This window comes from Rhodococcus sp. BP22 (assembly GCF_014281965.1).
Lineage (GTDB): Bacteria > Actinomycetota > Actinomycetes > Mycobacteriales > Mycobacteriaceae > Rhodococcoides.
On sequence record NZ_JACFTB010000005.1, the window covers coordinates 293,752 to 319,673 of the forward strand.

The 25,922-nt window shown below is 63.3% G+C and carries 25 protein-coding genes, 1 tRNA gene and 1 pseudogene; 16 read left to right on the top strand and 11 right to left on the bottom strand.

Annotation, left to right across the window (positions count from 1 at the left end; genetic code table 11):
• Nucleotide 1 precedes the first annotated feature (1 nt).
• From H2510_RS13140 to H2510_RS13150, 3 genes are read left to right on the top strand one after another with little or no spacing between them, the layout of a single operon-like run.
• Nucleotides 2-1,249 (top strand): MCE family protein, encoded by a 1,248-nt coding sequence (locus H2510_RS13140; protein ID WP_186628743.1) that lies wholly within the window; start codon nucleotides 2-4, stop codon nucleotides 1,247-1,249.
• The gene (locus H2510_RS13145; protein WP_186628744.1) at nucleotides 1,246-2,433 is read left to right on the top strand and encodes an MCE family protein; all 1,188 of its coding nucleotides are present in this window, start codon (nucleotides 1,246-1,248) and stop codon (nucleotides 2,431-2,433) included. Before H2510_RS13140 ends, H2510_RS13145 begins: the two co-directional genes overlap by 4 nt.
• Nucleotides 2,430-3,833, top strand: a complete 1,404-nt coding sequence (locus H2510_RS13150; protein WP_186628745.1) for an MCE family protein — start codon at nucleotides 2,430-2,432, stop codon at nucleotides 3,831-3,833. Before H2510_RS13145 ends, H2510_RS13150 begins: the two co-directional genes overlap by 4 nt.
• A 64-nt stretch (nucleotides 3,834-3,897) precedes the next feature.
• On the opposite strand, the gene H2510_RS13155 is transcribed toward H2510_RS13150, so the two are convergent.
• Nucleotides 3,898-4,839 carry an alpha/beta hydrolase gene (locus H2510_RS13155; protein ID WP_186628746.1) on the bottom strand — a complete coding sequence of 314 codons (942 nt, stop codon included), beginning with the start codon at nucleotides 4,837-4,839 and terminating at the stop codon, nucleotides 3,898-3,900.
• 167 nt (nucleotides 4,840-5,006) lie between these two features.
• On the opposite strand from H2510_RS13155, the gene H2510_RS13160 reads away from it, so the two are divergent.
• Together H2510_RS13160 and H2510_RS13165 are read left to right on the top strand one after the other, a co-directional pair.
• Entirely contained in the window at nucleotides 5,007-5,768 is a 762-nt protein-coding gene (locus H2510_RS13160) for a hypothetical protein (protein WP_261392915.1), read from the top strand.
• Nucleotides 5,768-6,250, top strand: coding sequence for a h domain protein (locus H2510_RS13165; protein ID WP_186628747.1), 483 nt, complete (start codon nucleotides 5,768-5,770; stop codon nucleotides 6,248-6,250). Before H2510_RS13160 ends, H2510_RS13165 begins: the two co-directional genes overlap by 1 nt.
• Before the next feature lie 68 nt (nucleotides 6,251-6,318).
• Here H2510_RS13165 and H2510_RS13170 read toward each other — a convergent pair whose 3' ends face one another.
• Both H2510_RS13170 and H2510_RS13175 read right to left on the bottom strand, forming a co-directional pair.
• Nucleotides 6,319-7,773: a trehalose-6-phosphate synthase gene (locus H2510_RS13170; RefSeq protein ID WP_186628748.1), complete on the bottom strand. Its 1,455-nt coding sequence runs from the start codon at nucleotides 7,771-7,773 to the stop codon at nucleotides 6,319-6,321.
• 51 nt (nucleotides 7,774-7,824) lie between these two features.
• A complete protein-coding gene (locus tag H2510_RS13175) occupies nucleotides 7,825-8,046 on the bottom strand; it encodes a hypothetical protein (protein ID WP_186628923.1) in 222 nt (73 codons plus the stop codon).
• Nucleotides 8,047-8,279: 233 nt separating this feature from the next.
• On the opposite strand from H2510_RS13175, the gene H2510_RS13180 reads away from it, so the two are divergent.
• Nucleotides 8,280-9,920: an ABC transporter ATP-binding protein gene (locus H2510_RS13180; RefSeq protein ID WP_186628749.1), complete on the top strand. Its 1,641-nt coding sequence runs from the start codon at nucleotides 8,280-8,282 to the stop codon at nucleotides 9,918-9,920.
• A complete protein-coding gene (locus H2510_RS13185; protein ID WP_186628750.1) occupies nucleotides 9,917-11,665 on the top strand; it encodes an ABC transporter ATP-binding protein in 1,749 nt (582 codons plus the stop codon). The genes H2510_RS13180 and H2510_RS13185 overlap by 4 nt, the downstream gene beginning before the upstream one ends.
• A gap of 59 nt (nucleotides 11,666-11,724) precedes the next feature.
• Here H2510_RS13185 and H2510_RS13190 read toward each other — a convergent pair whose 3' ends face one another.
• Nucleotides 11,725-12,375, bottom strand: coding sequence for a hypothetical protein (locus H2510_RS13190; RefSeq protein ID WP_186628751.1), 651 nt, complete (start codon nucleotides 12,373-12,375; stop codon nucleotides 11,725-11,727).
• A 17-nt stretch (nucleotides 12,376-12,392) separates the two neighbouring features.
• Nucleotides 12,393-12,947, bottom strand: a complete 555-nt coding sequence (locus H2510_RS13195) for a CsbD family protein (RefSeq protein WP_186628752.1) — start codon at nucleotides 12,945-12,947, stop codon at nucleotides 12,393-12,395.
• Nucleotides 12,948-13,120: 173 nt separating this feature from the next.
• Here H2510_RS13195 and H2510_RS13200 point away from each other — a divergent pair, with 173 nt between their 5' ends.
• Together H2510_RS13200 and H2510_RS13205 are read left to right on the top strand one after the other, a co-directional pair.
• Nucleotides 13,121-13,930, top strand: coding sequence for an alpha/beta fold hydrolase (locus H2510_RS13200; protein ID WP_186628753.1), 810 nt, complete (start codon nucleotides 13,121-13,123; stop codon nucleotides 13,928-13,930).
• A gap of 104 nt (nucleotides 13,931-14,034) precedes the next feature.
• A complete protein-coding gene (locus H2510_RS13205) occupies nucleotides 14,035-14,289 on the top strand; it encodes an MbtH family protein (RefSeq protein ID WP_084347229.1) in 255 nt (84 codons plus the stop codon).
• On the opposite strand, the gene H2510_RS13210 is transcribed toward H2510_RS13205, so the two are convergent.
• Complete coding sequence (locus H2510_RS13210; protein ID WP_186628754.1) at nucleotides 14,286-15,767, bottom strand: threonine/serine exporter ThrE family protein; 1,482 nt, start codon at nucleotides 15,765-15,767, stop codon at nucleotides 14,286-14,288. The two genes, H2510_RS13205 and H2510_RS13210, sit on opposite strands and share 4 nt — an antisense overlap.
• Before the next feature lie 91 nt (nucleotides 15,768-15,858).
• Here H2510_RS13210 and H2510_RS13215 point away from each other — a divergent pair.
• From H2510_RS13215 to H2510_RS13225, 3 genes are all read left to right on the top strand, one after another.
• Nucleotides 15,859-15,933, top strand: a tRNA-Thr gene (locus H2510_RS13215).
• Nucleotides 15,934-16,059: 126 nt separating this feature from the next.
• Entirely contained in the window at nucleotides 16,060-16,482 is a 423-nt protein-coding gene (locus H2510_RS13220) for a phosphate acetyltransferase (RefSeq protein WP_186628755.1), read from the top strand.
• Between the two features lie 212 nt (nucleotides 16,483-16,694).
• On the top strand, nucleotides 16,695-17,093 hold the full coding sequence (locus H2510_RS13225) for a VOC family protein (protein WP_186628756.1): 399 nt from the start codon (nucleotides 16,695-16,697) through the stop codon (nucleotides 17,091-17,093).
• A 33-nt stretch (nucleotides 17,094-17,126) separates the two neighbouring features.
• On the opposite strand, the gene H2510_RS13230 is transcribed toward H2510_RS13225, so the two are convergent.
• The gene (locus H2510_RS13230; protein ID WP_186628757.1) at nucleotides 17,127-17,987 is read right to left on the bottom strand and encodes a bifunctional 2-polyprenyl-6-hydroxyphenol methylase/3-demethylubiquinol 3-O-methyltransferase UbiG; all 861 of its coding nucleotides are present in this window, start codon (nucleotides 17,985-17,987) and stop codon (nucleotides 17,127-17,129) included.
• A 133-nt stretch (nucleotides 17,988-18,120) separates the two neighbouring features.
• Here H2510_RS13230 and H2510_RS13235 point away from each other — a divergent pair, with 133 nt between their 5' ends.
• On the top strand, nucleotides 18,121-18,870 hold the full coding sequence (locus H2510_RS13235) for a bifunctional 2-polyprenyl-6-hydroxyphenol methylase/3-demethylubiquinol 3-O-methyltransferase UbiG (RefSeq protein ID WP_186628758.1): 750 nt from the start codon (nucleotides 18,121-18,123) through the stop codon (nucleotides 18,868-18,870).
• Nucleotides 18,861-19,847: a phytanoyl-CoA dioxygenase family protein gene (locus H2510_RS13240; protein WP_186628759.1), complete on the top strand. Its 987-nt coding sequence runs from the start codon at nucleotides 18,861-18,863 to the stop codon at nucleotides 19,845-19,847. The genes H2510_RS13235 and H2510_RS13240 overlap by 10 nt, the downstream gene beginning before the upstream one ends.
• A 242-nt stretch (nucleotides 19,848-20,089) precedes the next feature.
• On the opposite strand, the gene H2510_RS13245 is transcribed toward H2510_RS13240, so the two are convergent.
• From H2510_RS13245 to H2510_RS21215, 3 genes and pseudogenes are all read right to left on the bottom strand, one after another.
• Complete coding sequence (locus tag H2510_RS13245; protein ID WP_186628760.1) at nucleotides 20,090-20,956, bottom strand: IclR family transcriptional regulator; 867 nt, start codon at nucleotides 20,954-20,956, stop codon at nucleotides 20,090-20,092.
• Between the two features lie 389 nt (nucleotides 20,957-21,345).
• On the bottom strand, nucleotides 21,346-21,603 hold the full coding sequence (locus tag H2510_RS13250; protein WP_186628761.1) for a hypothetical protein: 258 nt from the start codon (nucleotides 21,601-21,603) through the stop codon (nucleotides 21,346-21,348).
• 92 nt (nucleotides 21,604-21,695) lie between these two features.
• A pseudogene (locus tag H2510_RS21215) lies at nucleotides 21,696-21,899 on the bottom strand (steroid delta-isomerase); the annotation flags it as partial.
• A gap of 394 nt (nucleotides 21,900-22,293) precedes the next feature.
• Between H2510_RS21215 and H2510_RS13255 the strand changes: the two are divergent.
• Together H2510_RS13255 and H2510_RS13260 are read left to right on the top strand one after the other, a co-directional pair.
• Entirely contained in the window at nucleotides 22,294-23,982 is a 1,689-nt protein-coding gene (locus tag H2510_RS13255) for a 3-ketosteroid-delta-1-dehydrogenase (RefSeq protein WP_186628762.1), read from the top strand.
• A 143-nt stretch (nucleotides 23,983-24,125) separates the two neighbouring features.
• The gene (locus H2510_RS13260; RefSeq protein WP_397517358.1) at nucleotides 24,126-24,815 is read left to right on the top strand and encodes a PadR family transcriptional regulator; all 690 of its coding nucleotides are present in this window, start codon (nucleotides 24,126-24,128) and stop codon (nucleotides 24,813-24,815) included.
• Between the two features lie 186 nt (nucleotides 24,816-25,001).
• Here the strand turns inward: H2510_RS13260 and bphC are convergent, their stop codons facing one another.
• A complete protein-coding gene (bphC, locus tag H2510_RS13265) occupies nucleotides 25,002-25,922 on the bottom strand; it encodes a biphenyl-2,3-diol 1,2-dioxygenase (RefSeq protein WP_186628763.1) in 921 nt (306 codons plus the stop codon).

A 25,922-nucleotide genomic window follows, 5' to 3' on the forward strand; every position in this document is an offset into this window, starting at 1 on the left:
CATGAAGAAGAAGCTGCTGTATCTCGGTGCCGCCGTGCTGGCGATTATGTTGGTCGTGGTCGGCTACAAGGTGATCATCGGCCTGACCCAGAAGTCTGTGATCGCTCAGTTCTCCTCTACGACAGGCCTTTACGAAGGTGACGATGTCAGAGTGCTCGGCGTGACCGTGGGTAAGGTGAAGAAGATCGAACCCCAAGGTGACGACGCCCGCGTAAGCATGCAAGTTTCATCCAACGTCGCGATCCCGGCCGATGCCAAGGCCGTGGTCATTGCGCAGAGCCTGGTGTCTGCGCGGTTCGTCCAGATCACTCCCGTGTTCGCCGGCGGACCCGAATTGGCCGATGGGGAAACGATTCCCCTCGAACGCACGGCGGTACCCGTCGAGTGGGACCAGATCAAGACCGAACTGACCAAACTGTCCACCTCGCTCGGACCGGAAGGCGTCGACGAGCAAGGACCGGTAGGCCGGTTCATCGACACCGCCGCCGACAACCTCGACGGGAACGGTGACACGCTGCGTTCGACTCTGCGTGAACTGTCCGACACCATGCGAGTTCTGTCCGACGGCCGTACCGACCTCTTTTCGACCATCCGCAATCTGCAGGTGTTCGTCGGCGCACTCTCCAACAGTAACGATCAAATCGTGCAGTTCGGTGGGCGGCTGGCGTCGGTGTCGGAGATGCTCGCACAGAGTTCCGACGAATTCGGCACTGCCATGACCGATCTCAATGTCGCACTCGGCGAAGTACAACGCTTCATTGCGGATAACCAGGCAGGACTGGTCGAGGGAGTCGGCCGGTTGGCTGATGCGACCCGCGTCCTGACCGACAAGCGGCCAGAGATCGAGCGCATCCTGCATTCTGGACCGAATGCACTCGCCAACTTCAACAACATCTACCAACCGGCGCAGGGTTCGCTGACCGGTGCCATCTCGTTGAACAACTTCGGCAACCCGATCAACTTCATCTGCGGTGCAGTGGCAGGCGTGGGGAACACCACGTCGGAGCGCAGTGCCGATCTGTGTAAGCAGTACCTCGGGCCAGTCCTCAGCTCGCTGGTCTTCAATTACCCTGCGTTTCTTGCTAATCCGACCACCGGAGCGGCTGCGAATCCGGATCAGATCGTTTACACCGAGCCTGGCCTCGAACGAGAGCAGGCGCCTGCGCCCGCTCCCAAGTCCGAGCCCATGGCCGATATGCCTACCGTCCAGGTTCCAAGCCTCGGCGACCTGTTGGGAGGCGGACGATGAGAACTCGTGCACACACCGTTGTAAAAGTCGGCGTCCTCGCCTGCGCCATGTCGATCACCCTTGCAGGCTGTGAATGGGGCGGCTTGAATTCCCTGCCACTGCCTGGCACTCAAGGTCGAGGCGACGGGGCCTATCAGGTGCAGATCGAAATGCCCAATGTGACTACGCTGTCGCAGAACTCACCGGTGACCGTCGACGACGTCACTATCGGAACGGTGGACGCGATCACGGTTGAGAACTGGCACGCTCTGGTCACAGTGTCGCTGAACGAGGGCGTCGAGTTGCCAGAGAACGTCACGGCCAAGATCGGTCAGACCTCGCTGCTCGGGTCACAGCACCTCGCGCTGGTGCCACCGCCCGACCCCGAGGGAAGACTGCAGAACGGCGACCTCATTCCCATCGATCGTGCCGGGGCGTACCCGACGACCGAGCAGACCCTGTCCTCGCTGTCCGTGGTTCTCAACGGTGGTGGTCTGGCGCAGATTCAGGACATCACCACCGAACTGAACAATGCTCTCGGTGGCCGCGAAGACTCGATCCGCGACCTGTTGCCGCGGCTGGACGAATTGGTCGGCAGTCTCGACGATCAGCGCGGTGACATCATTGCGGCATTGGATGGAATCGATCGCCTGGCCGTCAATGTCGAGAACCAGAGCGCGACGCTGACAAAGGCATTGAACGAACTGCCACCGGCGCTCGACGTCCTGATCCAGCAACGTCCGAACATCACCGGCGCCTTCGTTTCGCTGGGCCAGCTCAGCAACGTCGTGTCCCAGTTGGTCGAGACCAGTGGCGCAGATCTGCAGACCAACATCGAAAGCATCACACCAGTGCTCAACGCGTTGGCCGATTCCGGTAGTGCGCTGACCGAAGTGCTGTCGGTTCTGTTGACCTATCCGTTCCCGCAGGAGGGCATCGACAACGTGATCCGCGGAGACTACGCAAACCTGGGGATGGTCATCGACCTGTCGCTTCCGAGGTTCGACGCCAACTTCCTTACCGGAACGCCCCTCGCAGGTCGTATCGCTGGCCTCGAAGGCGCTCTCGGGGTACAGGCCGCACCGACCGCAGCATCAGCGGGCGATCCGCTGCGCGGACCCATCAGCGCACCGACCCTGCAAATTCCAGGATTACCTGCGATTCCTCTGCCCACCATTCCTGGACTCGGGGTGCCTGCACCATGATGCTCACCAAATTCGTCCGCGTGCAGCTGATCATCTTCTCGATCCTCACCGTCATCGGACTCGTCGCAATGGCCACCCAATACGTCGGAGCGCCAGCGCTTGTCGGAATCGGCCGCTACACCGTCACTGTGCAACTGCCGACGACCGGCGGGCTGTACCAATACTCGAACGTGACCTATCGAGGCACCACCGTCGGTGAGGTGAAGTCCGTCGAACTCACACCCGACGGCGTCGATGCCACGATGTCGATCGACAGCGACTATTCGATTCCTGCGGATGTCGATGCCCAGGTGAAGAGCGTCTCCGCCGTCGGAGAGCAGTACGTCGATCTCATCCCGCGGAGTTCGGACGGACCAGCACTGTCCAACGGTGATGTGATTTCGGTGGAACGCTCGTCGGTGCCGCAGGACGTCGGGCCGATGTTGGACCAGGCCGATACGCTCCTGAAAAGCATTTCCGACACCAGGCTTCGGACCGTCGTCGACGAGTCTTTCAAAGCGTTCAACGGAGCCGGTCCGGACTTGCAGAAGCTCATCGACTCGACCCGCTTGTTCGTGCAGGAAGCGAACGCCAATTCCGGAGAAACGATCCAATTGTTGGATCAACTCGGGCCGTTGCTCGACGGACAGGTCGTCAGCAGTGACGCTATTCGTTCCTGGACCAGCAATCTCGCTACTTTCACCGATCAGCTCCGTGCCAGTGATCCGGATCTTCGTGCCATCCTCGAGAAGGGGCCGAATGCGGCAGCGACCGCCAACAAGCTGTTCCAGGATCTGCAGCCGACGCTGCCGATTCTGCTTGCCAATCTGGTCAGCATCGGTGAAGTCGGCGTCATCTACAACGCAGGCATCGAGCAGATCCTGGTGTTGTACCCGCCGATCACTGCAGCTTTGATGACCGCGGCGGGCTCCGGGCCAGCCGACGAGGGTGCCATCGTCAACTTCCAACTCGAAGTCAACGACCCGCCATCGTGCACAACAGGATTCCTTCCTGCCGATCAGCGACGCGATCCCAACGAAATGTCCGTTCCGGATACACCCGCTGACCTGTTCTGCAAAGTCGATCAGTCCGAAAGTACCGCTGTCCGTGGCTCGAGGAACCTGCCGTGTATGGAGGTGCCCGGTCGACGCGCACCCACGCCGGAAATTTGCCGCAGCGCGGAGGGATATGTGCCGCTGGGCAACAACCCGCCTTGGGGCCCGGTCGAGCAGGGGGAGCCGTCGTACACCGAAATCCCCAGTGGTGAAAGCAGTGTCACTCCGGCAGTGGCAGCACGCCCGTACGATCCGCAAACCGGAATGTATGTCGCACCCGGTGGCGTCGCATACGCCCAACCCGGACTCAATGGCGGTGTCAACGATCTGCAGGGCCTCATGTCGGCCCAGCAGGGCACTGGTTAACCGCTTGCCCTTCGAGCCCACTCCACCGCAGGTGCGGTCGAGTGGGCTCTGTGGGTGGTTGTGTCTAGAGGTTGCGGGCAGCGAACGCCACAGCGAGATCCAGGACCGTCTTGCCTTCCGGCAGTGCGCTGGCCATGACGGGGAACGCGTGCACCTGCCCCCTCCACACATGCGTTTCGACGGTTCGGCCGGCGACGCCGAGCTTTCGGGTCATCGATTCGACGTCGGGTCGCATGATTTCGTTTTCCGCCGTCGAAAGGAATACCGGTGGAAAGATCGACGGGTCGGCATTGACGGGCGAAGAAGCCCCGGGAATGGTGTCGGGCCCGGCGAGCCAACGATCTTCGAGTGCAAGAACCTGCTTCATCGGAAGGTACGCATCCTTCTTCATGAACTTCCGCGGATGACTCTTCAAATCCAGATTGAGCAAAGGGGAGAACCCCAACACCGCGGCCGGCGGCGTGAGTCCCTCCAGCACAGCAAGTTCGGCGACCTTCATGGCGAGATATCCACCTGCAGAATCACCTGCGACGATGATCTTGGACGGATCTGCAACCGTGCCCAGTGCAGCGCGGTAGGAGCTCATCGCGTCGGCGATGGATGTACCGATTCCGCCGTCGGGGATCTGTCGGTATTCGACGGAGTACACGGGCACACCTGCGCGAGCGGACATCGTGGCGCAGGCACTCCGGTGGGTGGCCAAACCGCAGAATACGAAGCCTCCGCCGTGGAAGTAGAGGATGGTTGCATCGGCAAGAGATCCCGTGGCAACGCGGGGGTGCATCGTCTTCTCGCATGGCACTCCGCCGAGGAATACCTGCTCGATCGTGACGCGCTTGGGTTTCGGGAGTCGGTCGACGGCACGGTCGAGGTGACCGATCGCTCGGATACCGTTGTCGGTGAGTGGCCAGAGACTGAACGCCGGTTTCAGCGTCATCCGCATGGCATACGCCAGTACCCGCGCCTGCCGGCTGACGTCGTCGTGCCACGTGAGCGTGTGAGCCATAGGGAGTGGTCCTCTCGCAATCAACCCGAGAAGTGAGAGTATCAGCCCGGTGAACCAGTTCTAGTTCTCGACCGTTCTGTTACCCACAGCGTGCACAATGTGTATGAGATGTAGGTCGATACCCGTTCTAGTCGGCACGACCACTGGACGCAACGAGGAAGGTTTTTATGGCAGACGACGAGGGCACGGCGCCGAGGCGCCCACGCCGTCGGGCAGTACGACCGGCAGGGCCTATCGCGGGCGAGACGACGTCGAAGGACGCAGTCGAAGTACCGGCAACCGCACAGGACTCACCCGTCGACACGCCGGACCTGAAGAAAGAGGAACCAAAATCCTCCCTCGCCGAGGATGACGCCGAGAAGAGGCCGGCAACGCCGACGACGGGAGAGACTCGGCTGGAAGAAGAAAAGCCCGAGCAGGACGGGGATGCCCCGCATCCGAAAACGAACCGGCTCGGCCTAGTGCTGACGTCGTTGTTCGTCGTCGTGGTTCTCGCCCTACTCGCTGGAGGCGTCTACCTGTTCCTGGCCAATCGAGCGACGAACGCAGAAGACGCGCAAGCCGAGCGATTCGTACAGACCGCCCGACAGACCGTCTTGAATCTGACGACAATTCATCCCGATTCGGCGCAAGAGGACGTGGATCGGTTGCTGGCCGGCGCCAGTGGTGATTTCAAGGCCGAGTTCGAGGGCCGTGAAGGGCCGTTCGTCGACGTCGTCAAGCAGGCTCGTGTCGACTCGAACGGTGAGATCATCGAAGCTGGAATCGAGAACATCAGCGACGAGGCAGCCGATGTCCTGGTGGCTGCACGAGCAATGGTGAAGAACTCCGATGCCGAAGAACCCCAGCCGCGCGACTTCCGGTTGCGCGTAACAGTCGCTGACGACGGTGACGTGATGACCGCGTCGAGAGTGGAGTTCGTGCCGTGATGAAATCTGGAATTCTTTTGCGTAGCTTGGCCGTTGTCATCGTGTTGGCGCTTGCCGCCGGTGTCGGGGTGCTGTTCTATCAGTATCGGCAAAACGAGCAGACCGAGCAGGCACGCACCGATGCCGTAGCAGCAGCCTCGGCGCAGGCCACCTCGATGCTGGCCTACGACTTCGCCAATGTGGATCAGCAATTGGGCTCTGCTGCAGACGGTCTGACCGGAGACTTCAAAGACGAATACACCAAGTTGGTGACCGAAGTGATCGCTCCCAGTGCCAAGGAAAAGTCGCTCACCGTTCAGGTGACCGTGCAGGGCACCGCTGTCGTTTCGGCAGATCCGGACGATGCAACGATCTTGTTGTTCCTCAATCAGATCACCACCAGCACCGACGCGCCTGACGCTGCCAGCAGCGGAAGTCGGGTACGGATGACGATGGAAAAAATCGACGGGCGTTGGCTCGCAAGCGAGTTGGCTCCGGTCTGAGCGCCGCCCACTGGAGGCTGAGCGCTTTCCACTGGAGGCTGGGCGCCTCCAGTGGACTATCGACCGAATCAGCGCTGAGTTACCGCTTGGCCGTCCTGCGGCGGATTCGACAGCGCGTCGAGGAATGACCTGGCCCATCGGTCGACGTCGTGTGCGAGCACCTGCCTACGCATGGCGCGCATACGCCGTCGGCCGTCCTCGGGCGCCTGCTCGAGCGCATCGATGATGGCGTCCTTGACGCTGTCGAGATCGTGCGGGTTGCACAGGTATGCCTGACGGAGTTCAGCAGCGGCACCGGTGAATTCGCTCAACACGAGCGAACCGCCGAGATCGCTGCGGCACGCAACGTACTCCTTGGCGACGAGATTCATTCCGTCGCGTAGGGGAGTGACCAGCATGACGTCTGCTGCGACGAAGTAAGCGATGAGGTCGTCGCGCGGGATCGGTCGATGCAGGTAGTGCACGACGGGGTGGCCGACCTGGCCGTACTCGCCGTTGATGCGGCCGACCTGCTGTTCGATCTCACCGCGCATCGCCTTGTAACTTTCGACGCGTTCGCGGCTCGGTGTGGCGAGCTGGACGATGATGTTCTCGGCCGGATCGACCCGGTCCTCTTCGAGAAGCTCGCGGAATGCGTTGAGCCGGACGTCTATTCCTTTGGTGTAGTCCAGACGGTCGACCCCGAGCATGATGCGCTTCGGGTTACCCAGATCCTTGCGGATCTGCTTGGCGCGATCACGGACCGCCTTGCGGCGTGACTTCTCGTCGAGATCCCCCGAATCGATGGAAATCGGGAACGCGCCGACGCGTACCGTCCGGAAGCCGACCTGGACGGATCCGAGTTTGGACCGCACCCCGACGGATCCGCGTGAGGTGACCTGACCGGCGAGTCTGCGAGCGAGGTACAGGAAGTTCTGGGCGCCGCCCGCGAGATGGAATCCGATGAGGTCGGCGCCGAGTAGGCCTTCGACGATCTCGGTCCGCCACGGCATCTGCATGAACAACTCGACCGGAGGGAAGGGGATGTGCAGAAAGAACCCGATGGTCAGATCCGGGCGCAGCATCCGCAGCATCTTCGGGACCAGCTGGAGCTGGTAGTCCTGAATCCACACCGTCGCGCCCTGGGCTGCCGCAGCAGAGGTCGTCTCGGCGAACCGACGGTTGACCTCTACGTAGGCATTCCACCAGGAACGGTCGTAGATCGGTTTGACGATGACGTCGTGATAGAGCGGCCACAGGGTGCCGTTGGAGAAGCCTTCGTAGTAGTCGGCAACTTCACGCTCGCTCAACGTGACGGGACACAGTTCGAGCTCGTCCTCGATGAACGGCTCGACCTCGACATCGGGGACGCCCGGCCAGCCCACCCAGGCGCCGTTGTTGGCTCGAAGGATCGGTTCGAGTGCCGTCACCAGCCCGCCTGGGCTTCGTTTCCATCGCGTACTTCCATCGGGAAGCGTCTCCAAGTCCACGGGCAACCTGTTGGCCACCACGACGAAATTGGAACCCTGCGAGGCGTCAGCCACTACTGTCCTATCGGTTCATCGTTCAGGGAGTGTGATTGCTGGTGCGTGCGATCACTCGGGTTTTGCCGCCGGTTCGATGCCCAGCATCGCAAACAGCATGCGGCACTCGTCTGCGTCGAGCGCGTAGGCAGCGACGACGCGCTGCGCCTGGCTGGCGGTCTCGTCGGCCAAAGGGACGATCTCGTCGTCGGCGATGTCTTTGTCCGTGGTCGTATTGGCGGCCATGATCGTCTCCGTAGTGGTTGCTGGCGTACTCGACAGGTTGGTGCCCACGAAAGTTTCTTTCGCGGCGGCACCAACTCTATGAGAACTGGTCGCCCTCTCGCCACTTCCTCTGAACGAGCGCAGTGCTCGTCGAAGTGACCTGGGCCCTATCGGGGCATGGATTAGGGTCGATCAATGCACTTTTCTTTCTCGGCGACGTGATGGGTGTGTCGACGACTACAAACCCTCCTTCGACCGGTACAGCGATTCTTCGCCGGAGTGTGCGACGCCAGCGCACACGGATGATCATCTCCACCGTGTTCCTCTGCGTGCATCAGTTCTGCGAGACGATGGTTCCGATCGCGATCGGTCTGATCGTCGGCCGTGCCATCGGCACCGGTGACGGAACCGCGATGATCGTCTCGCTGCTGGCTCTGGCTGGACTGTTCGTGGTTCTGTCGTATGCGTTTCGTTTCGGCGCCCGCATCATCGTGGTCGCGATCGAACGTGAGGCGCACATGATGCGTGTCGAGGTCGCAGGCCGGGTGCTCCACCCCCGAGGCGTGCGCACCGACCTCGTGTCCGGCGAACTGCTGTCCGTTTCCACCTCCGACGCCGAGAAGACCTCGTGGATTCTCGATGTCATCGCGCGCACTGCCGCGGCGATCACCGCCACCCTTGTCAGCGCAATTGCGTTGCTGATCATCGACATTCCGTTGGGGTTGGCGGTCGTCATCGCCACCCCGGTCATCATGTTCGGGTTGCAGCGTGCCGCTCCACTGCTGACCAAAGCCGCGACGGCGCAACAAGCAGAGGTTGCACGAGTGTCCGGCATGGCTACCGACCTGGTGGGCGGGGTGCGTCCACTACGAGGTATCGGCGCCGAGGACGCAGCATCGGCTCGATTCTTCGCCTCGAGCCGCACCGCATTGAGCGCGACGATGAAGATGGCCAAAGCCAACAGTATCTACCTCGGATTCTCGACGACGGTCAGTGCACTGCTGTCCGTCGGAATTGCCGGTGCAGCAGGACTGTTCGCGCTACAGGGGCGAATCTCGGTAGGTGAACTCATCACGGTGGTCGGACTGTCGCAGTTCATCATCGAACCGCTGACCACGATGTCGCGCCTACCGGGTGTCGCTGCAGTCGTGCGAGGCTCCGCCGATCGCCTGGCCTTGGTGCTCGGCGCGGATTACGTTCTGTCAGAGGGTGGTTCCGGGGCACCGCCGGCCACCGACATCGCAGCCGCGGGCATCGCATACCGGTCTCTCGACGGCTTCGATCTTTCGGCCGCCCCCGGGGAACTTCTCGGTGTGGTGGCACTGCGGCCACAGGACGGCGAGGCATTGGCTGCAGTGCTGTCCGGACAGATCTGCGATGACGACTACCTCGGCACAGTGACCATCGGTGGCCTCGGAATCGGTGAACTCGGACTGGCCGACGCGCGTCGAACAGTTCTGGTGGAACCGCACAACACCGACCTGTTCGCGGGCACCGTGCGAACGAACGTCTCCGCCGGGCGCGCCCGCGAGGACCATGAACTCGACCGAATACTCGCCGCGTCCGCCGCTACCGACGTCGTCGCAATGCACGAGCGTGGCCTCGACCACGCAGTCACCGATCGCGGGGCCAGCCTGTCTGGCGGTCAGCGTCAACGTGTCGCATTGGCCCGGGCATTGTCGGTGTCCGCCCCGGTGCTCGTCCTACACGACCCGACCACGGCGGTGGACGCCGTCACCGAACACGCCATTGCCGCCGGGATCAAGAAACTGCGTCATAGCGGCGACCGTGCCCAGACCACCATCCTCATCACGACCAGTCCCGCCCTTCTCGCAGTGACGGATCGAGTCGTACTCGTCGACGGCGGACGTGTCGTCGCCGAGGGAACGCATCACCACCTCGCCGTCACCGACGAACGCTACAAGGGGGCGGTCCTGCGATGACCACACCGGAACTTCTCCCCATCGCGACGGGTAAGCGGTCCTGGGTTTACCTGTCGAGCGAAATACGCGCCCAACGGGGACTTGCTCTCCTCACCCTCGCGATCAGTGCCGTCTCGGCGGCCATGTCGCTCATCCCCGTCTACGTCTTCGGCGTACTCGTCGACCGCGTCACCGAAGGTGCCCCGACGTCGACGATCGTGAGCGTGGTGGTCGTCATCACCACGGCTGCCGTGATCGGAGGCATCTTCACTGCACTGAGCACCTACATGATCAGCAAGCTGGGAGAGCGGACTCTCGCTACGCTGCGCGAACGGGTACTCCGACGCGCACTGCATCTGCCGATCGGCACACTCGAACGAGTCGGCAAGGGAGACTTGCTTTCCCGTGTCGGCGACGACGTCGCAGTCATGGCGAAGTCGATCGGTGAAGTCATCCCCAACATCGTCTCCGCGATTCTCCTCGTATCACTGAGCGTGGTCGCGATGCTGAGCCTGGACTGGCGTCTCGGGCTCGCAGGCATGGTCGCCATCCCGATGTACGTGCTGGCCCTGCGCTGGTACCTGCCGAAATCGGCACCCCTCTACGCCGCCGAGCGCGTCGCCATGGGCGAGCGATCCCAAGCACTCATCAGCAGCATGCAGGGCGCACGCACCGTTCGCGCCTACGGACTCGAAGACACCCACCTGGCCGAGATCGACAAAGCGTCGGGCAAGGCTCGAGACATCGGCATCGACGTGTTCCGACTCTTCACACGCTTCGGTTCGCGCAGCAACCGGGCCGAATTCGTCGGACTGTCGGTGATTCTGGCCGCCGGATTCCTGCTGGTCCAGGACGATCACGTGACCGTCGGCCAGGTGACCGCAGCTGCCCTGCTGTTTCACCGGCTGTTCAACCCGATCGGCATGCTCATGTTCTCCTTCGACGACGTGCAATCGGCGGGCGCCAGCCTCGCGCGACTGGTCGGCGTCATCGACATTCCCGACGAGCGGTCGCCTGGGACAGGTGCCGTCCCGGTCGACGGAACGCTGCAGATCACCGATCTCCGACACTCGTACGACACCGGCCACGAAGTTCTGCACGGAATCGACCTGACCGTCGGTGCGGGGGAGACCGTCGCACTCGTCGGATCCACCGGTGCGGGCAAGTCGACGATCGCAGCAATCGCAGCGGGCTCCATCGACTCGACCTCCGGCACCGTACGGATCGGCGGCGCGACACTCGCCGAACTGGGCGAGAAAGGGCTGCGCAGACATATCGCGATCGTCAGCCAAGAAGTACACGTGTTCGCGGGTCCACTGATAGAGGATCTACTACTCGCAGCACCGGACGCGAGCCGAGCGGACGTCCACGCAGCACTCGACACCGTCGGCGCCACCCGATGGGTCGACACCCTCGACAGCGGCATGGATACCGTTGTCGGAGAAGGTGGACACGTGTTGACCTCCGCCCAATCACAACAGCTGGCACTTGCACGGCTCGTCCTCGCCGACCCCGCCGTCGCCGTGCTCGACGAAGCGACCGCCGAGGCCGGGAGCGCCGGCGCCCGAGACCTGGAGGCAGCAGCGGCAGCAGCAACCCGCGGACGCAGCACACTCGTTGTGGCACACCGGCTTACCCAGGCCGCCGCCGCCGATCGCGTCGTGGTCCTCGAACACGGCAAAATTCTCGAACAGGGGCCACACGCCGAACTCGTCGCGGCAGGTGGGCGTTACGCGGAACTGTGGTCGGCCTGGCAGGGGCGATAGGGGGCTGAAACACCGAAAGCGCCCCCGGAGGGACGCTTTCGGTCTTTCGATCGGCTTGCTCAGCTGTTCTTCTCTGCGAGGAACAGCTTTTCGATACGAGCGGCTTCTGCCTTCTTGTCCTCGGCCTCTTCTTTGCTTTCAGCGGCGTCCGCCAGCTCGGACTCTGCGGGTGCGGCCGCGGCCTTCTCGGACTTGGCGATCTGCTCACGCTGCTTCTTCTCCGCGTTGCGGGCTTGCGCTGCCCGTTCCTCGGCCACCTCGTCGGCGCGCTTTTTCTCTGCGGCAGCTTTCGCTTCGGCTTCCTGAGCAGCCTGCTGCTTGCGCTGTTCGGCCTGCTCACGTGCCTTGCGTGCAGCATCGTCTGCGGCCAGGGCAGCAGCCTTGCGTTCCTTCTCGGCTGCTTCGCGAGAGGCCCTCAGCTTCTGGTCGGCGACTGCCTGGGTCGCGTCGGCGTCGGCTTCGAGCTTGCGGGCCTTGGCCAACTCTTCGCTGAGGTGGACCTGAGCTTCGCCACGTTGCTCGACATCTTTGTCGCCGAGCACACTGCCGACGGCCTTGTCGAGCGATCCGACAGTGCGCTCGTACGCAATTCGAGCGGGGGCGTCGGTGCTCCACGTCTGCACGACGGATGTTTCGAACAGGTGCAACGGGATTCGGACGATCTTGTACTGAAATCTGAGAATGGACAGCGGGATGCTGAGTACGTTCATGGAAGGACTGCTCCTGTTCACGGGTTGATGTTTTTGCGCAATGATTCGGCGTTGCGTCGAGCGCGGTCTGCTGCCGCCCGGGCGGCATCGGCCTCGGCCACTTCTTCGCCATGCTCCTGCACGGCCTTCAGTTCGTCCTGTGTCGCGGCTGCGGCGTCGACCTGGCCCTCTGCAAGCGCCTCGATCTGTTCGGCGCGGGCGTCGACCTCGGCGTCGGCAACCTCGTCCCGGACGGTCTGATGCTTTTCCTTCTCGGCCGCGACGTGCTGTGCCTGCTGGACTCTACGAGCGCTCTCTGCCGAGGACTCGGCGCTCGCGCTGGCTGCATCGCGCTGCTGCTCGGCGGTATTTCGCACTGCAGCGAGGTCTTCGGCAGCTTCTTCGGATTGCGCCTGGGCGGCCATCTCGGTGGCGTTCGCTTCTGCGCGTTCGCGGGCCTGCGCGCTTTGAAGTTGCCCTTCGGTAGTGAGGGAATCGTTGCCGGTCACTGCCCCGACAACCTCCTTGGCCTTGCCTTTCACCGCGTCGAACAGGCCTTTGCGGGCTTCCTCGGATGCGTTCTCATTGCTCACTGCAGTACCCCTCGCTTCTACTCCCCGGTGGAATACGCCCGACAGCGATCTACATGCCGAACGCGCAACCATGGCGGACTACCCGACCGAGTGAAGCCGGAAACCCGCCGGTCGACCACTTCGCGGGCTCGGTCGTAAGCTCTCTTCCAGCCGCAGACGAGCAAAGGAGTTACATGCCGATCGCAACCGTGAACGGGATTTCGCTGAATTACCAGGTCAAAGGTTCTGGCGATTTGGTCGTTCTCATCATGGGCACCGGTAGCCCGGGACGAGTGTGGGACCTGCACCAGGTTCCCGAATTCGTCAAAGCCGGCTACCGCGTCTGCTATTTCGACAATCGTGGGATAGCGCCATCGTCGGAGAGTACGCAGGGCATGAAAATCGACGATCTCGTAGCCGACACCGCCGGACTCATCGAACTGATTCGTGAGGGTGACGAGAAGGCATATGTCGTCGGTACCTCGATGGGCTCACGCGTCGCGCAGGAACTGGCGCTGACGCGACCCGAGCTGGTCCGCAAAGCGGTATTCCTCGCCGGACATGCCCGTCTCGACGAGTTTCAGAAGACACTCGGCGAAGGTGAACGCGAACTCGCCGACGCCAAGACCGCCTTGCCGCCGAAGTACGCCGCGGCGATCACGGCCGTGATGAATCTGTCGCCGACCACACTCGCCGACTCCCGATCGGCGCGCGACTGGCTCGACCTGTTCGAATTCTCGACGGCTCCCACATCACCCGGTGTGCGGGCTCAGCTGGGGATGGACGAGAACTTCGACAGAGGTGCCGCCTACGGAAAGATCTCGGTGCCCTGTTTGTCGGTCGGTTTCGAGCACGACCGGATGATCCCCCCGTACCTGAGCGCGGAGCTGGCGAAGGCGATCCCCGACGCCCAATATGTCGAGATTCCCGACGTCGGGCACTTCGGATATTTGGAGCGGCCAGAGGCGATCAACAGCGCCGTGCTGGAGTTTCTTCGAAGCTGACCTCCAGCGTCGGCACTCGAGTGCGATACTGTGCGTTGCTAGGGTCGGGGGCACTTCACATTGAAGACTGCCGATAACAATACGTTTGCGACGAGTGAGGCGAGATGAGTACCAATCCATTCGATGACGAAGACGGACGCTTCTTCGTGCTGGTCAACGACGAAGACCAGCACTCGTTGTGGCCCACATTCTCCGATGTACCGCAGGGCTGGAAGGTCGTCTTCGGTGAAGACACCCGTGCAGCATGCTTGGAGTACGTGGAGAAGAACTGGACGGACATGCGTCCCCGCAGCCTCCGTGAAGCAATGGAGGCCGACGCAGCTGCACGTCAGTCCGCAGAGGGAACCCCCGAGGCTTAGACCTTCTTCTTTTTCTTGAGCTCCACAGGACCGCGTCGCCGACGAACAACCGGGCGACGCGGTTCTTCTCTGCGTCGAAGAGTAGGACGTAGCAGTTCTTCGGTGCGAGCCAAGATGCGTGGACGACGCAACGTACGCGCACCCCACTCGCCGAGCGTGACCCCAGCAGCGAGACCACAACCGATACCGAACGCTGCGAGCAATGCACTGATGCCGAGCAGCAGTTGGTCGTTGAGCAGTGCGTAGAGGCCTCGGTACAGCGACAGACCAGGCAACAGCGGTGTGATACCGGCGACCGCGACGATCAACGGCGGAATCAGCGCGCGACGTGCCATCAGACCACCGGCGAAACCGACGACGGTCGCCGCGAACGCCGACGCGATGATCGGCCCGGTGGACAGCGTCTGAATGAGCAGGTAGACCAGGGCACCGGCGAAGCCGCCGAGGAACGCAGCCGTCAACGCACGACGCTCCGCGTAGCAGGCCAGCGCATAGAACAACGAGGCTGCAGCGCCCGCCAGCACCTTCGTCGGCAACTCGTCGATGCCTGGGGGCGGGTTGTTGGTGATCAGCGGCAGATCGCTTCCGACAATCGCGGCGATCTTCAACGACGTCGCAACACCGGCGATGATCCCGCCCGTCATCATCAGCACTTCGAAGAATCGCGCCGATGCAGTGATCGGTGCGCCGGTAATAGCGTCCTGCACCGAACCCACCAACGACAATCCTGACAGCAATACCGTCACTCCCGCCGCGATGACCAACGACGGCGAAATCGTGATATTCAGCTGATCCTGAAAGTTGTACAGCGTGATGGCTGGGGTCGCCGCGACGAACCCGCCGACCACCTGCTGGAAAAAGAACGGCAGACCGACCCGGTTCAGAACGCGCCCGATCCGGTCGATGACCATCGTCGTCAAGAAACTCACCACCGCCACGAGCGCGTCACCACCGACCAACACGCTGATCGCTGCTGCCATGCCGGACCAGGCAAGCGTCGCGATCCAACGGTTGTACGGGTGCGGAGCCTTGGTGATGGCGTCCAACGTCTCACGCGCAAACGCCGGCGTCACCATCTTGATGCGGACATCGCGAATCAAGTTGTCCACAGCAGCCAGACGCGTGAAATCCATCGACCGGTATTCCACGATCCGCATCGTCGACGCCGGCGGCCGCGTCGGGCCGCGGTGAGCGCTGATCGTGATGGAGTTGTAGGTGACATCGACATCGCAGCGAGCGAGGCCGTAGGTTGCCGCGATGTACTGCACCTGAGATGCCGTATCCATCGCGGAAGTCCCCGACGCAAGAAGTACCTCACCGACGCGTACCGCCAGATCCAGCACTTCTGCCACGACAGCGTCGTCGGTGAGGTCGATCGGCCGCAGTGGTGAAGGTGCAGCCGTAGGGGTGTCGATGGTGGCGCGACGCTCGCCGGTGAGACGGCTGAGCGAGGCCGTCACGTCTTGCAGGAAAGTCATTACCGTCTTTACATAGCTGGGGTGATCCACGCACAAGGTACCTGCTGTCACTGAGCGGCTAGTGAGTGGATATGATGACTCCGCGCACAACGCCTCCTTAGCTCAGCGGTAGAGCACTCGCCTTGTAAGCGAGCGGTCAACGGTTCAATCCCGTTAGGAGGCTCCAGCAAAAAGGCTCTGACCAGATGGTGTGGTCGGAGCCTTTTTCGTGTGCATATATGGCGCGCAGTCGGCAACCACCTGGGTCAGTCCCCTGGTGCAGGAGATCGCTGCCGTAAGGCATCATGAGTTGATGAGCGATCTCGAGTACCTCGCCACTTTGCTTGCTGGACTGGATGCGGAGATTGCGCGAGTCTCTGCTGCCGAATCGGGCTCCGACGAGCAGTCCTCTGCCATCGATGACGCGGTCGATGCCGTCTTGCGGTTGCGCGCGAAGGTCAAGGCCGGTTACCCAGGGAAGAAGGCTTACTACATCGCAGCGTCGACCGATCCGAAGGGAATCAGAGTCGAGGGAATTTCTTCCCTGCAGGGTAAACGCGCCCACCAATTGGTGCGAGACGGCGGTTGGATGCACGCGGATTCCACTACGGCGCTCGATCTTCTCGATGACGATCAGATCAGTCGATACCGAGCCGTCGCGGGACGCGGCGTGGCGCAGACGTTTCGAGACTCGCGTGAATACCTCGCAGCGGCAATAGGTCTCGCAGAAAAATAGACCACACCAGCAGCGCGGAACCCGAACGACATTCTTCTCTTCGATCTTGCGTTGTTGTGCTGCAATCGAATTCGAGGCGCTGTCCGGGTACTGAGGCGCGGTCTGTGTCGCACCTACCCGAATGGGTAGCTTTCGTCCATGACGTCTCGCCGTACAACAATCTCGATTAGGTTCACGGTAGTGCGAGCGCCCATCCGAAAGGTCGACCGACAATGTCCAGTTTTCCAGGCTTGGCCCACGTTGCAATAACAGTGACGGACCTCGAGAAGAGCGTCGAATGGTATTCGAAGCTGTTCGATTCCCGCCCGGTTCTGGACGAGGACGAAGAGTCGGGGACCTTCCATCATTCGGTCTTCGCCCTCGCGAACGGCATGCTGTTCGGGCTACATTCACACCACGGTTCGACGGCTGAGGGGCCGTTCGACGAACGCCGCGTCGGCCTGGATCACATCGCGTTCGGTTGCTCCCAGGAGGAGCTGGTGCAGTGGCGAGACAGGCTGGACGAGCTGATGATCGAACACTCCGGCATCAAACACGCAGGATACGGTTCGGGTATCTCGTTCCGAGATGTGGACAACATCGCACTCGAATTCTTCGCCCCGCCTGCGTGAGTGCTCGTAGTGCGCAGATCCTTCGAGTGAATGTCAGCGGCGGGTCGTGCTGAACACGTCGACCGGGTGCGGCACCCGGGGCCTGCCGTCGGCGCCGGGCACCGAGACGGCGTCGAGATAGGCCCGCATTGGCCCGCGCAGCTCGGGGGTCAGCCGAGCCTGCACCGCGAAGTCGAGCACCCTGTCACTCGCGGAGGCGAGGTCGACCAGTGCGTCCAGGGTGACAATCTCGTCGAGGGCGATGCCGGCGTCGACGAAGGCCTTCTCCACGTCGGCGCTGAACCACTGCCGGTGTCCCTCCAGCGGTGGGGCGAGCACGTCGACCAGTGCGTTGAGCGCGCCTCGCGGTGCGTTGAGCACCCACAGCTCGCCGCCGGGTCGCAGCAGTTCCAGGGCGCCACGCAGGGTCTCTTCTACATCGGTGACGTAGTAGATCGAGTGCACGAACAACACGACGTCGAAGGTCTCATCGACCGGGGCGTCGCTGAACGACGCGACGTGCACGTCGACGCTGAGCTCGTCGGCCTCCAGCGAGGCCATCGCAGCGGTGAAGAGCCCCGCGCTCCCGGACCAGGGTTCGATGCCGACGTAGCGCACCGGTCGGCCCGGCACCGCATTCACCAGGCCCTTGGCGAGCTGGACGTCGAGCGAGCCGTCACCGCAGCCCACCGAAAGCACCGAGACCGGTCCGTCGCCCATCGCGGCCAGCCGGCCTGCGAGGTGCTCGGCGATGAGGCCGCGCTGGTCGGAGAGCTGCTCGAACGCGGCGTGGTCGCGAGCGTAGGCCTCGGGCTCGAGGCCGGCCAGGGCCGCAGCACCACGCCGTACGGCGCGCAAGTCGTCGAGGAGCACGGCTGCGGTGCCGATGGACGGGGTCGGAGCTACGTTGGACATCAGACCGAGTCAACCACGACGCCCCACCCGGTGTGTTGCGGTCGGCTTACTGAGAGAGACGAGGACTCGTGTGAGCAGCGGAGACACAGCCGACCGGAGTCTCGAGCACTGGAGCGAGGCGGGTCGTACGGGCATGGAGGCGTTCTACGCCCTTGCCACCGAGGACTACCGCCAGTTGGCGCTGGCCGCCGACTGGCCCGGTCTACTCGCCGACCGCGCCCACGACGGCTGGTCACTGCTCGACGTGGCCTGCGGCAGCGGCAAATTCCCCACCGCACTGCGCCAATACACAGACCTCTCCGCGCTGCCCGAGCTGGCCTATGACCTGCTCGATCCGTCGGCGTTCTCGGTTGCCGAGGCGCGCGGCGCGCTGGGCCCGCCGTTCTCGGCCAGGAACGACCTGGTGATGACACTGCAGGATCTTCCCGCCGACCACACCGGCTACGACGTCGTGTGGGCCACCCACGCGCTCTACGCCCTGCCGCCGGCCGAGCTGGACGCCGCGGCCGAGCGATTCGTGGCCGCACTGGCCCCCGGCGGTCTGGGCCTGGTCGCGCAGGCCACTGCGACCTCCCACTACCTCGCTTTCTACGACGCCTTCCGCGCCGGCGTGCGCGAGGCGACGCCGTACACGAGCGCCGAACAGGTGCGTGACTCGCTGGTTCGAGCCGGCGCGGATGTGCGCGACCAACGCGTCACGTACACCACCGGCACCTCCGATCGGGGAGTTGCCGAGGGCTTCTTGCAGCGCTGCGCCTTCGACGACTCCGTGTCGCTGGAGGAGATGGAGGCGGCGCCCGTACTGGGCGACTACCTGGCCTCCTGTCGCGACACCTCCGGCTCCTACACCTTCTCCCACGAGGCGGCCCTGCTGTGGCTTTGAACAATCAGGCGACCAACGACCGGCTCCCCGAGCAGAACCGCGATGGCGGCATCGAGCAGGACTGGGCGGGCGACGACCAGGACTGGTGGGACTGGTACGTCACGCTGGCAGCCAACGACCAGGTGCCCACCGAGTTGGTCGACGGCCCGGGCCTGCCCGACGCTCCGGCGGCCACCGACGAGCAGGTCGAGCGCGAGCTGGCCGAGCCCTACGACCTCGACCCGGCATCGGTCGAGGCTTTCGCGCGGGAGGCTTTCGTGCGGCTGCCCGGCGTGCTGTCGCCGTCGGTCGTGCGACGACTCGCCGAGCACCTCGACGGGCTGCTGCGCGCCGAGCACGGCGACGACGTCGCCGGCCGGTTCACCGCGCTGGAGCAGATGTGGCTACATGATGATCTGATGCGCGCCGTGGCGCTGTCGCCCCGGATCGGCGGCCTGGCTGCGACCCTGCTCGACGAACCCGGCGTTCGGCTCTACCACGACAACGCGCTGTCCAAGGAGCCCGGCTGCGGCCGAACGCCCTGGCACCACGACGCCGAGCACTTCCCGCTGCAGACCACTCAGGCGGTCACGGCCTGGATGCCGATGTCGGCGATCCCCGGCCGGATGGGTCCACTGTCGTTCGCCCGCGGCCGCGAGGTGCTCGGCGAGGTAGCCGACTTGGAATTCGACAAGGTCGGGACCTCGTACGACGAGGCCGTCACCCAACGCTTCGTCGAGCGCGGCGTCGCGGTGGAGTCCGGGCCGTTCGCGGTGGGCGACGTGTCTTTCCACTCGGCTCTGTGCTTCCACACCGCGGGCCCCAACCTGACCACGCAGCCGCGTCGGGCGCTGGCCACCACCTACTTCGCCGATGGGGCGCGGGTGACGTCGTCGCCGACGCTCATCAGCGGCACCTGGCGCGAGTTCCTCCCCGGCGTCGAGCCCGGCGGCCTTGCGGCCTCGGAGCTCAACCCGGTGGTCGGCCGCCGCAGCTGAGCCGACCGGCCGCCTCAGAGATCGCGAACTTTATCGGCATTCGCTGTTTGAATCGTGAGGCGGTGCAGGTCGACGAGAGTGTGTTGGTCCAGGCGGGTAGCACCGGTCCGTCACCGGAACACCAGCCTTGGCAAGAGCTTTGGCACAAAAATCACCTTCCGAGCGCAGTGGGTCGTACCCGGCAGAGATCAGGACGGTGGCAGTTAGGTCTACGGGACGGCGTGAATCGGAGACGTCGAGTGTCATGCGGAATGCAGATTCTGGGTCGGCGCCGTCCCTGCATCGCGGAGTCGGGTCGGCGGCGAGGTGCCGAGCAATGGCCTGCTCTCTCGCTGCATGGTCGGCTGAACCCGAATGGCGCCTTCGATGTTGTTCCAAATGCCCACTGCTGCCATCCGGACTGGCGCAGCGAGGCGGTGGTCGAGCTGCATCTGCTGGAGGGGTCCGCATAGCGACACTGCCGCTACAACCTCGCCGAAGTTGCCGATCGGTGCTGCCACACAGCCGAATCCGGGCAGTGCCTCCCCTCGCTCGTAGGCGATACCGTCCGCGCGTACCTTTGCCAGATCCGAACTGAGCTGGGCACTGGTCGAGATGGAGTACCTCGTTTTTCGGCTCAGTGCAGCCGCGCCGCTCGTGACGAGTGGACGTTCGGCCGAGAAGCCGAGGATCGCTTTCCCGACTCCCGTGCAGTGGGCGGGGTAGCGTCCGCCGACCCGGGTGGGGATGGCTGCTGCGGTGCGACCGCCGATTTTTTCGAGGTAGACCACGTCGGCTCCGTCGAGAATGGCGAGGTGAACCACATGGCCGGTCGCCCGGTGCAAATCGTGAAGATAGGGAATCGCAGCCCGGTGTAGTCGATCTTGGTGCACTGCAAGTGAACCGAGCTCGACCAGGCGCATTCCAAGCTCGTAATCGTGGCCTTGACGCCGAAGCCATCGCAAATGCACAAGGCGCTCGAGCATCCGATGGGCCGAGGAACGCGGCAGTCCGGTTCGCCGGACGATCTGGGCGAGGGTGAGGCGGCCCGGCCCTTCGAACGCGTCGAGGACGAGCGAAGCGCGGTCGAGGACGGCGCTAGGAGTGCTGGCGGCGACTGGCGTTGTCATGGGTTCCTCCACGTTTTTGGCCTTCACCGCAGCGCGTCTAGCAGTGTGTTTCTAATAGGCATACATCTATCTACCATGTTTTGTGTCGGGTGTCACACACGGAAGCTCGGTGAACGTACACCGAGCCGCGGGGCGAAACCATCGACCCGCGGCACGTCACCGTCAGTCGAGCGCGGTCTGCTTGTTCACGTCGCGAGAGTGCGGAGAACACATCGCTGACAGTGCTCGCGGAGAACCAATCGACAGACTCCTCGCATCTCCCGGCCTGTCTCGTTGATTATGCTGGCCGGAACAACTCTCGTACTCATTTACCCACGACGCGGTCCTGACCGTCCCGACCCCCTTCGCAGTCACTGTTTCCTGAGGTCCAGGCGACTTCGGCAGATCTCCTACATCAGGCGACCGGGCACCGGGTAGCTGCGGGGCGCGTCGGTCTCGACAATGCCCTCGTGCGCTGCCTGCTCGATGGAATCACGCAGGGCCGAGCAGGTGGGGATGTAGTTGCTGTGTACGCCGAGCGCGGCCTGCTGGGCAAACTCGGGACACGCGGTTTCCGCGTCCGACAGCCACTGGATGCTGGTATGGGTGGGGCTGTACTTCTCTACTAGCACCCGGTTTCCGCAGTGCTTGCAGCTCAGGTTCTGCATACTTGCCTCGTTTCCTGCTTGGCTGCGGCGGAGGTGTCTCCGGTCGCGCGTGTGGGGCGGGAGCATAAATGCCGACGGCCAGGATGGAATCTTTACGAACCAGCTGAGCTGAAGCTGACGTCGTCCTGCGACCAGAAGGCGCGCATGCTGGTGATCCGAGCCTGGTCGTCGAAAGTCATGATGTCGATCGGTTCGATCGTGATTGTCTGGTCCCCAGTCTCGGTGACCACGCGGAAGTGGAAAGCTGCACAGTGTCCGGCCACCCGGACGGTGAGCAGTTCGGTCTTGTTCTGGCTGCGTCGAGATACCTCGACACCGTCGAACGGATGTCCTCTGCTGAAGCCATTGATCTCCTATACATGTGGATGCGGTCAGTGGATATGAAAGTAGCCATGCCACAGCCACCGCGCTGCCCACTCGTCCCGCCCAGCGGGAGGCGCACTGCCCTGTCACTCCCGCTCTCCCTCGGATAACACCCTCGACACCGTTTGGGCCGTCGTCGCGATCGGCGCGCTCGCGATCTTGCCTCTCGTTCGAGACGTAGGGGTCCCCTTCCTCGTCGACGCCGACGCTAGGGCTTGGCGCCTGTCGGCGGACGCATACCCTCCCGCGCAGTGGGACAGTGGCGCAGTCGGGATCAGGAGGCCCACCTATTGTGCAGAGCAGAACGAAAAACAAAGGAGTACAACGATGTCCATTCGTCCCGCACCGGCAGTTCATGACATCACAGTCGACGTTCTCGTGGTCGGATCAGGTACAGGTATGGCCGCCGCCCTGACCGCAAAAGAACTGGGATTGTCTGCTCTGATCGTCGAGAAGACCGAGTACGTAGGCGGATCGATGGCGCGGTCCGGGGGAGCCTTCTGGCTGCCCGCCAATCCGATTCTGCGAGACGCCGGTGCTGGAGACTCCCAGGAACGGGCGCACACCTATGTGCGCGCTGTTGTCGACGGTTCGGCTCCGGTCGAGCGAGGTAAGGCCTTCGTCGACAACTCCTCCGCCACGGTCGAGCTACTGCAACGCTCGACACCGATGAAGTTCTTCTGGGCCGAGGGCTATGCGGACTATCACCCCGAACTGCCAGGTGGATCTGCAGTGGGGCGCACCTGCGAATGCCGGCCGTTCAACGCATCGGTTCTCGGCGACGAGCGGTCGCGTCTGCGGCCAGGCTTGATGGAGGCGCCGCTTCCCATGCCCACTACCGGGGCCGACTACAAATGGATGAACCTGATGGCAAGGGTGCCGACCAAAGCCTTTCCGCGGATTATCAAACGGCTCGCCCAGGGCCTTGGCGGCCTCGCACTGCGCCGCGAATACATGGCAGGCGGTCAGGCACTTGCAGCTGGCCTGTTTGCGGGTGTGCTGCGCGCTGAAATCCCGGTGTGGACGGAGACCGAGCTGCTGCGATTGACCACTCAGGGCGATCGCGTCACGGGTGCAGTCGTCCTTCAGGGTGGCCGCGAGGTCACGGTAACCGCGCGCCGAGGCGTGGTGCTGGCTGCCGGCGGTTTCGACCACGACATGGACATGCGGCACAAGCATCAGTCGGTGCAACTCGGCGACCACGAGAGTCTCGGCGCGGAGGGCAATACCGGGGACGCGATCCGGATCGCACAGGATGCAGGCGCCACGATCGGTCTGATGGATCAGGCCTGGTGGTTTCCTGCTGTCGCGGCCCTCCCCGGGGGCGCGCCGACGGTGTTGCTGGCCGAGCGCTCGCTGCCCGGATCATTTATCGTCGACGACACTGGTCGCCGGTTCGTCAACGAGTCCGTCGACTACATGTCGTTCGGACAGCGGATACTCGATCGCGAGCGCGCGTCCGATCCGGTGGAGTCCATGTGGATCGTGTTCGACCAGAAGTACCGCAACAGTTACATCTTTGCGGCCGGGCTGTTCCCGCGCCAACCACTACCCGAGTCGTGGTACGAGGCCGGTATCGCCCACCGGGGCTCCGACCCGGCCGAACTCGCCCGCAAGGTCGGCCTGCCGGAGCAGGCGTTCGCGGAGACCTTCCGGAGGTTCAACGAGGACGCCGCCACCGGCACCGACAGTGAGTTCCGGCGCGGGCAAAGCGCCTACGACCGCTATTATGGAGATCCCACCATCGTGCCGAACCCCAACCTTCGTCCGTTGACGAACGGGCCGTTCTACGCGGTCAAGATGACACTGAGCGATCTCGGCACCTGCGGCGGCGTCGAGGCTGACGAGCGCGCACGCGCCCTTCGTGAGGACGGCACCGTCATCGAGGGCCTTTACGCTATCGGCAACACCGCGGCCAATGCTTTCGGTCGCACTTACCCAGGGGCCGGGGCAACGATCGGACAGGGCCTCGTGTTCGGCTACATTGCGGCGCACGACGCAGCCGGGCGCATCTAACGGCGAAACCGCGGAAAGGCTGTTCGAAGAACAGCAGCGGCTGTACCGGGATCGGATGCCGGGACGCGGAATACGACCCGGCATCCGGTCAGCGGTGGCTCACACTGTTTCTCTCGATTGTCCAAATTGTTAGGCTCGCGGACGTGGCATCGACCGAATCGGCATCCGAGGCCGAGTTACCCAACCTGCCCGCTACCAGTTGGGCAGTTCTCGGCATGCTCGCATTCGATGAGGAGCTCTCGGGATACGACCTCAAGAAGTGGGCGGACTGGAGCATCAAGTTCTTTTATTGGAGCCCCTCGTTCAGTCAGGTGTATACGGAGCTGAAGAAGCTCGAGAAGCATGGCTTCGTCACCTCTCGGGTGCAGCATGACAACGGCGTCCGCGGCAGGCGCCTTTACAAGATCACCGAGGCTGGGACCGACGCGGTCCGAAAGTGGTCCAATGAGGCGCCTATCGATCCGCCTATTCTCAAACATGGTGTGATGCTTCGGATCTGGCTTGGGCATCTCAACAAGCCAGATCGGCTCAAGGATATCCTCCGCGAGCATATCGAGTACGCCGAGAAGATGGAACGGCGCGCTGCGGCCGATGAGCGTGGAGCCGCCGAGGAACCGGCGTGGGCTTACTCCCGGATCGTACTGCGATGGTCCGAACGCTACTACGCCTCGGAGCGCGCACTGGCTTTGCAGTTGATCGAGGACATCGACGAGGCGGAGGCCACAATCAGCCGGGTGAAGGTCGGCGACGAGGCCGGCTTCACGAAGTCCCCACCCGGCCTGTGGCGCGAAGTCGAGCGTCACGTTGAGGCCTATAAAGGCGACCAAGACTGAACTCGGTCCACTCTCTCCCGCTGGTCGGATCAGCCCTTGGAAGCTGATCTTCCGGCGCGACGGCAGAAGAAGCTGCCCTCACCCAACGATGCGCCGCTCGCGTAGCCCCGAGCGGACACTCCGCCGTGTGGTAGTTGGATGCGCCTCGCACGCGGCCTCCGGAGAGGCCGCGTGCGAGGCGAGTATTTACATTGCTGCCAGTGGTTCACTGCCGGACCAGTCGTGGCCCCAGTAGCTGTCGGCGGTAATTTCCTCAGCGGAGTAGTGCTTCTCGTCTACTTTGATTCCCTCGGTACCGAATTCGATGTCCCAGCCGCCAGGGGCGCGCACATAGAACGAGACCATTTTGTCGTTGGTGTGGCGGCCGAGGGTCGAGGATACCGAGAATCCGTCCTGGACCACACGATCCAACGCTTGTCCGACCGCGTCCAGGGTGTCCACCTCGACCATGATGTGGATGAGCCCGGGCGCGCCCCCATGGGGGGACGGACATAGGGCCAGGCTGTGGTGTCGTTCGTTGACACCCATGAACCTGACTCGCATCGCACCGAACTCCGGCGGCGCCGGTATACGGAACGCGCCGCGGGGCAAGAAACCCAGCACGTCGGTGTAGAACGAGAACGCGCCGTCCAGGTCCATCGTGGGAAGCACTACGTGCCCGAGCCCCTGCGAGCCGGTGACGAACTTGGCTCCGAACGGCGTGACGACTGGGCTGTGATCGAGCACTGCGCCGTGGAACACCTCGAGGGTGGCCCCGGTCGGATCTTGGAAGGTGATGACTTCCTCGACCCGGCGTGCGTCGGCTTCCTCGAGCGAGAGAGGTTTTACGCCGATTCCGGCGGCCTCGACGGCATCCTGGACGCGGACGAGGGCTGCGTGGTCACGGACCTCCCAGCCGATGGTGACGATTTCGTCGGTGTCGCCGGCAACGATGACCATGCGAGCGGCGCGCTCATCCATCCGTAGGTAGAGAGCGTTGTCGTCGGGGCCCTTTCCTTGGGCGAAGCCGAGCACCTCGAACGCGAACTTCCGCCAGCGTTCGAGATCGGTGGTCTGGATCTTGACGTAGCCGAGACCCTTGATGTCCGTGTGACGAATTTCAGTCAT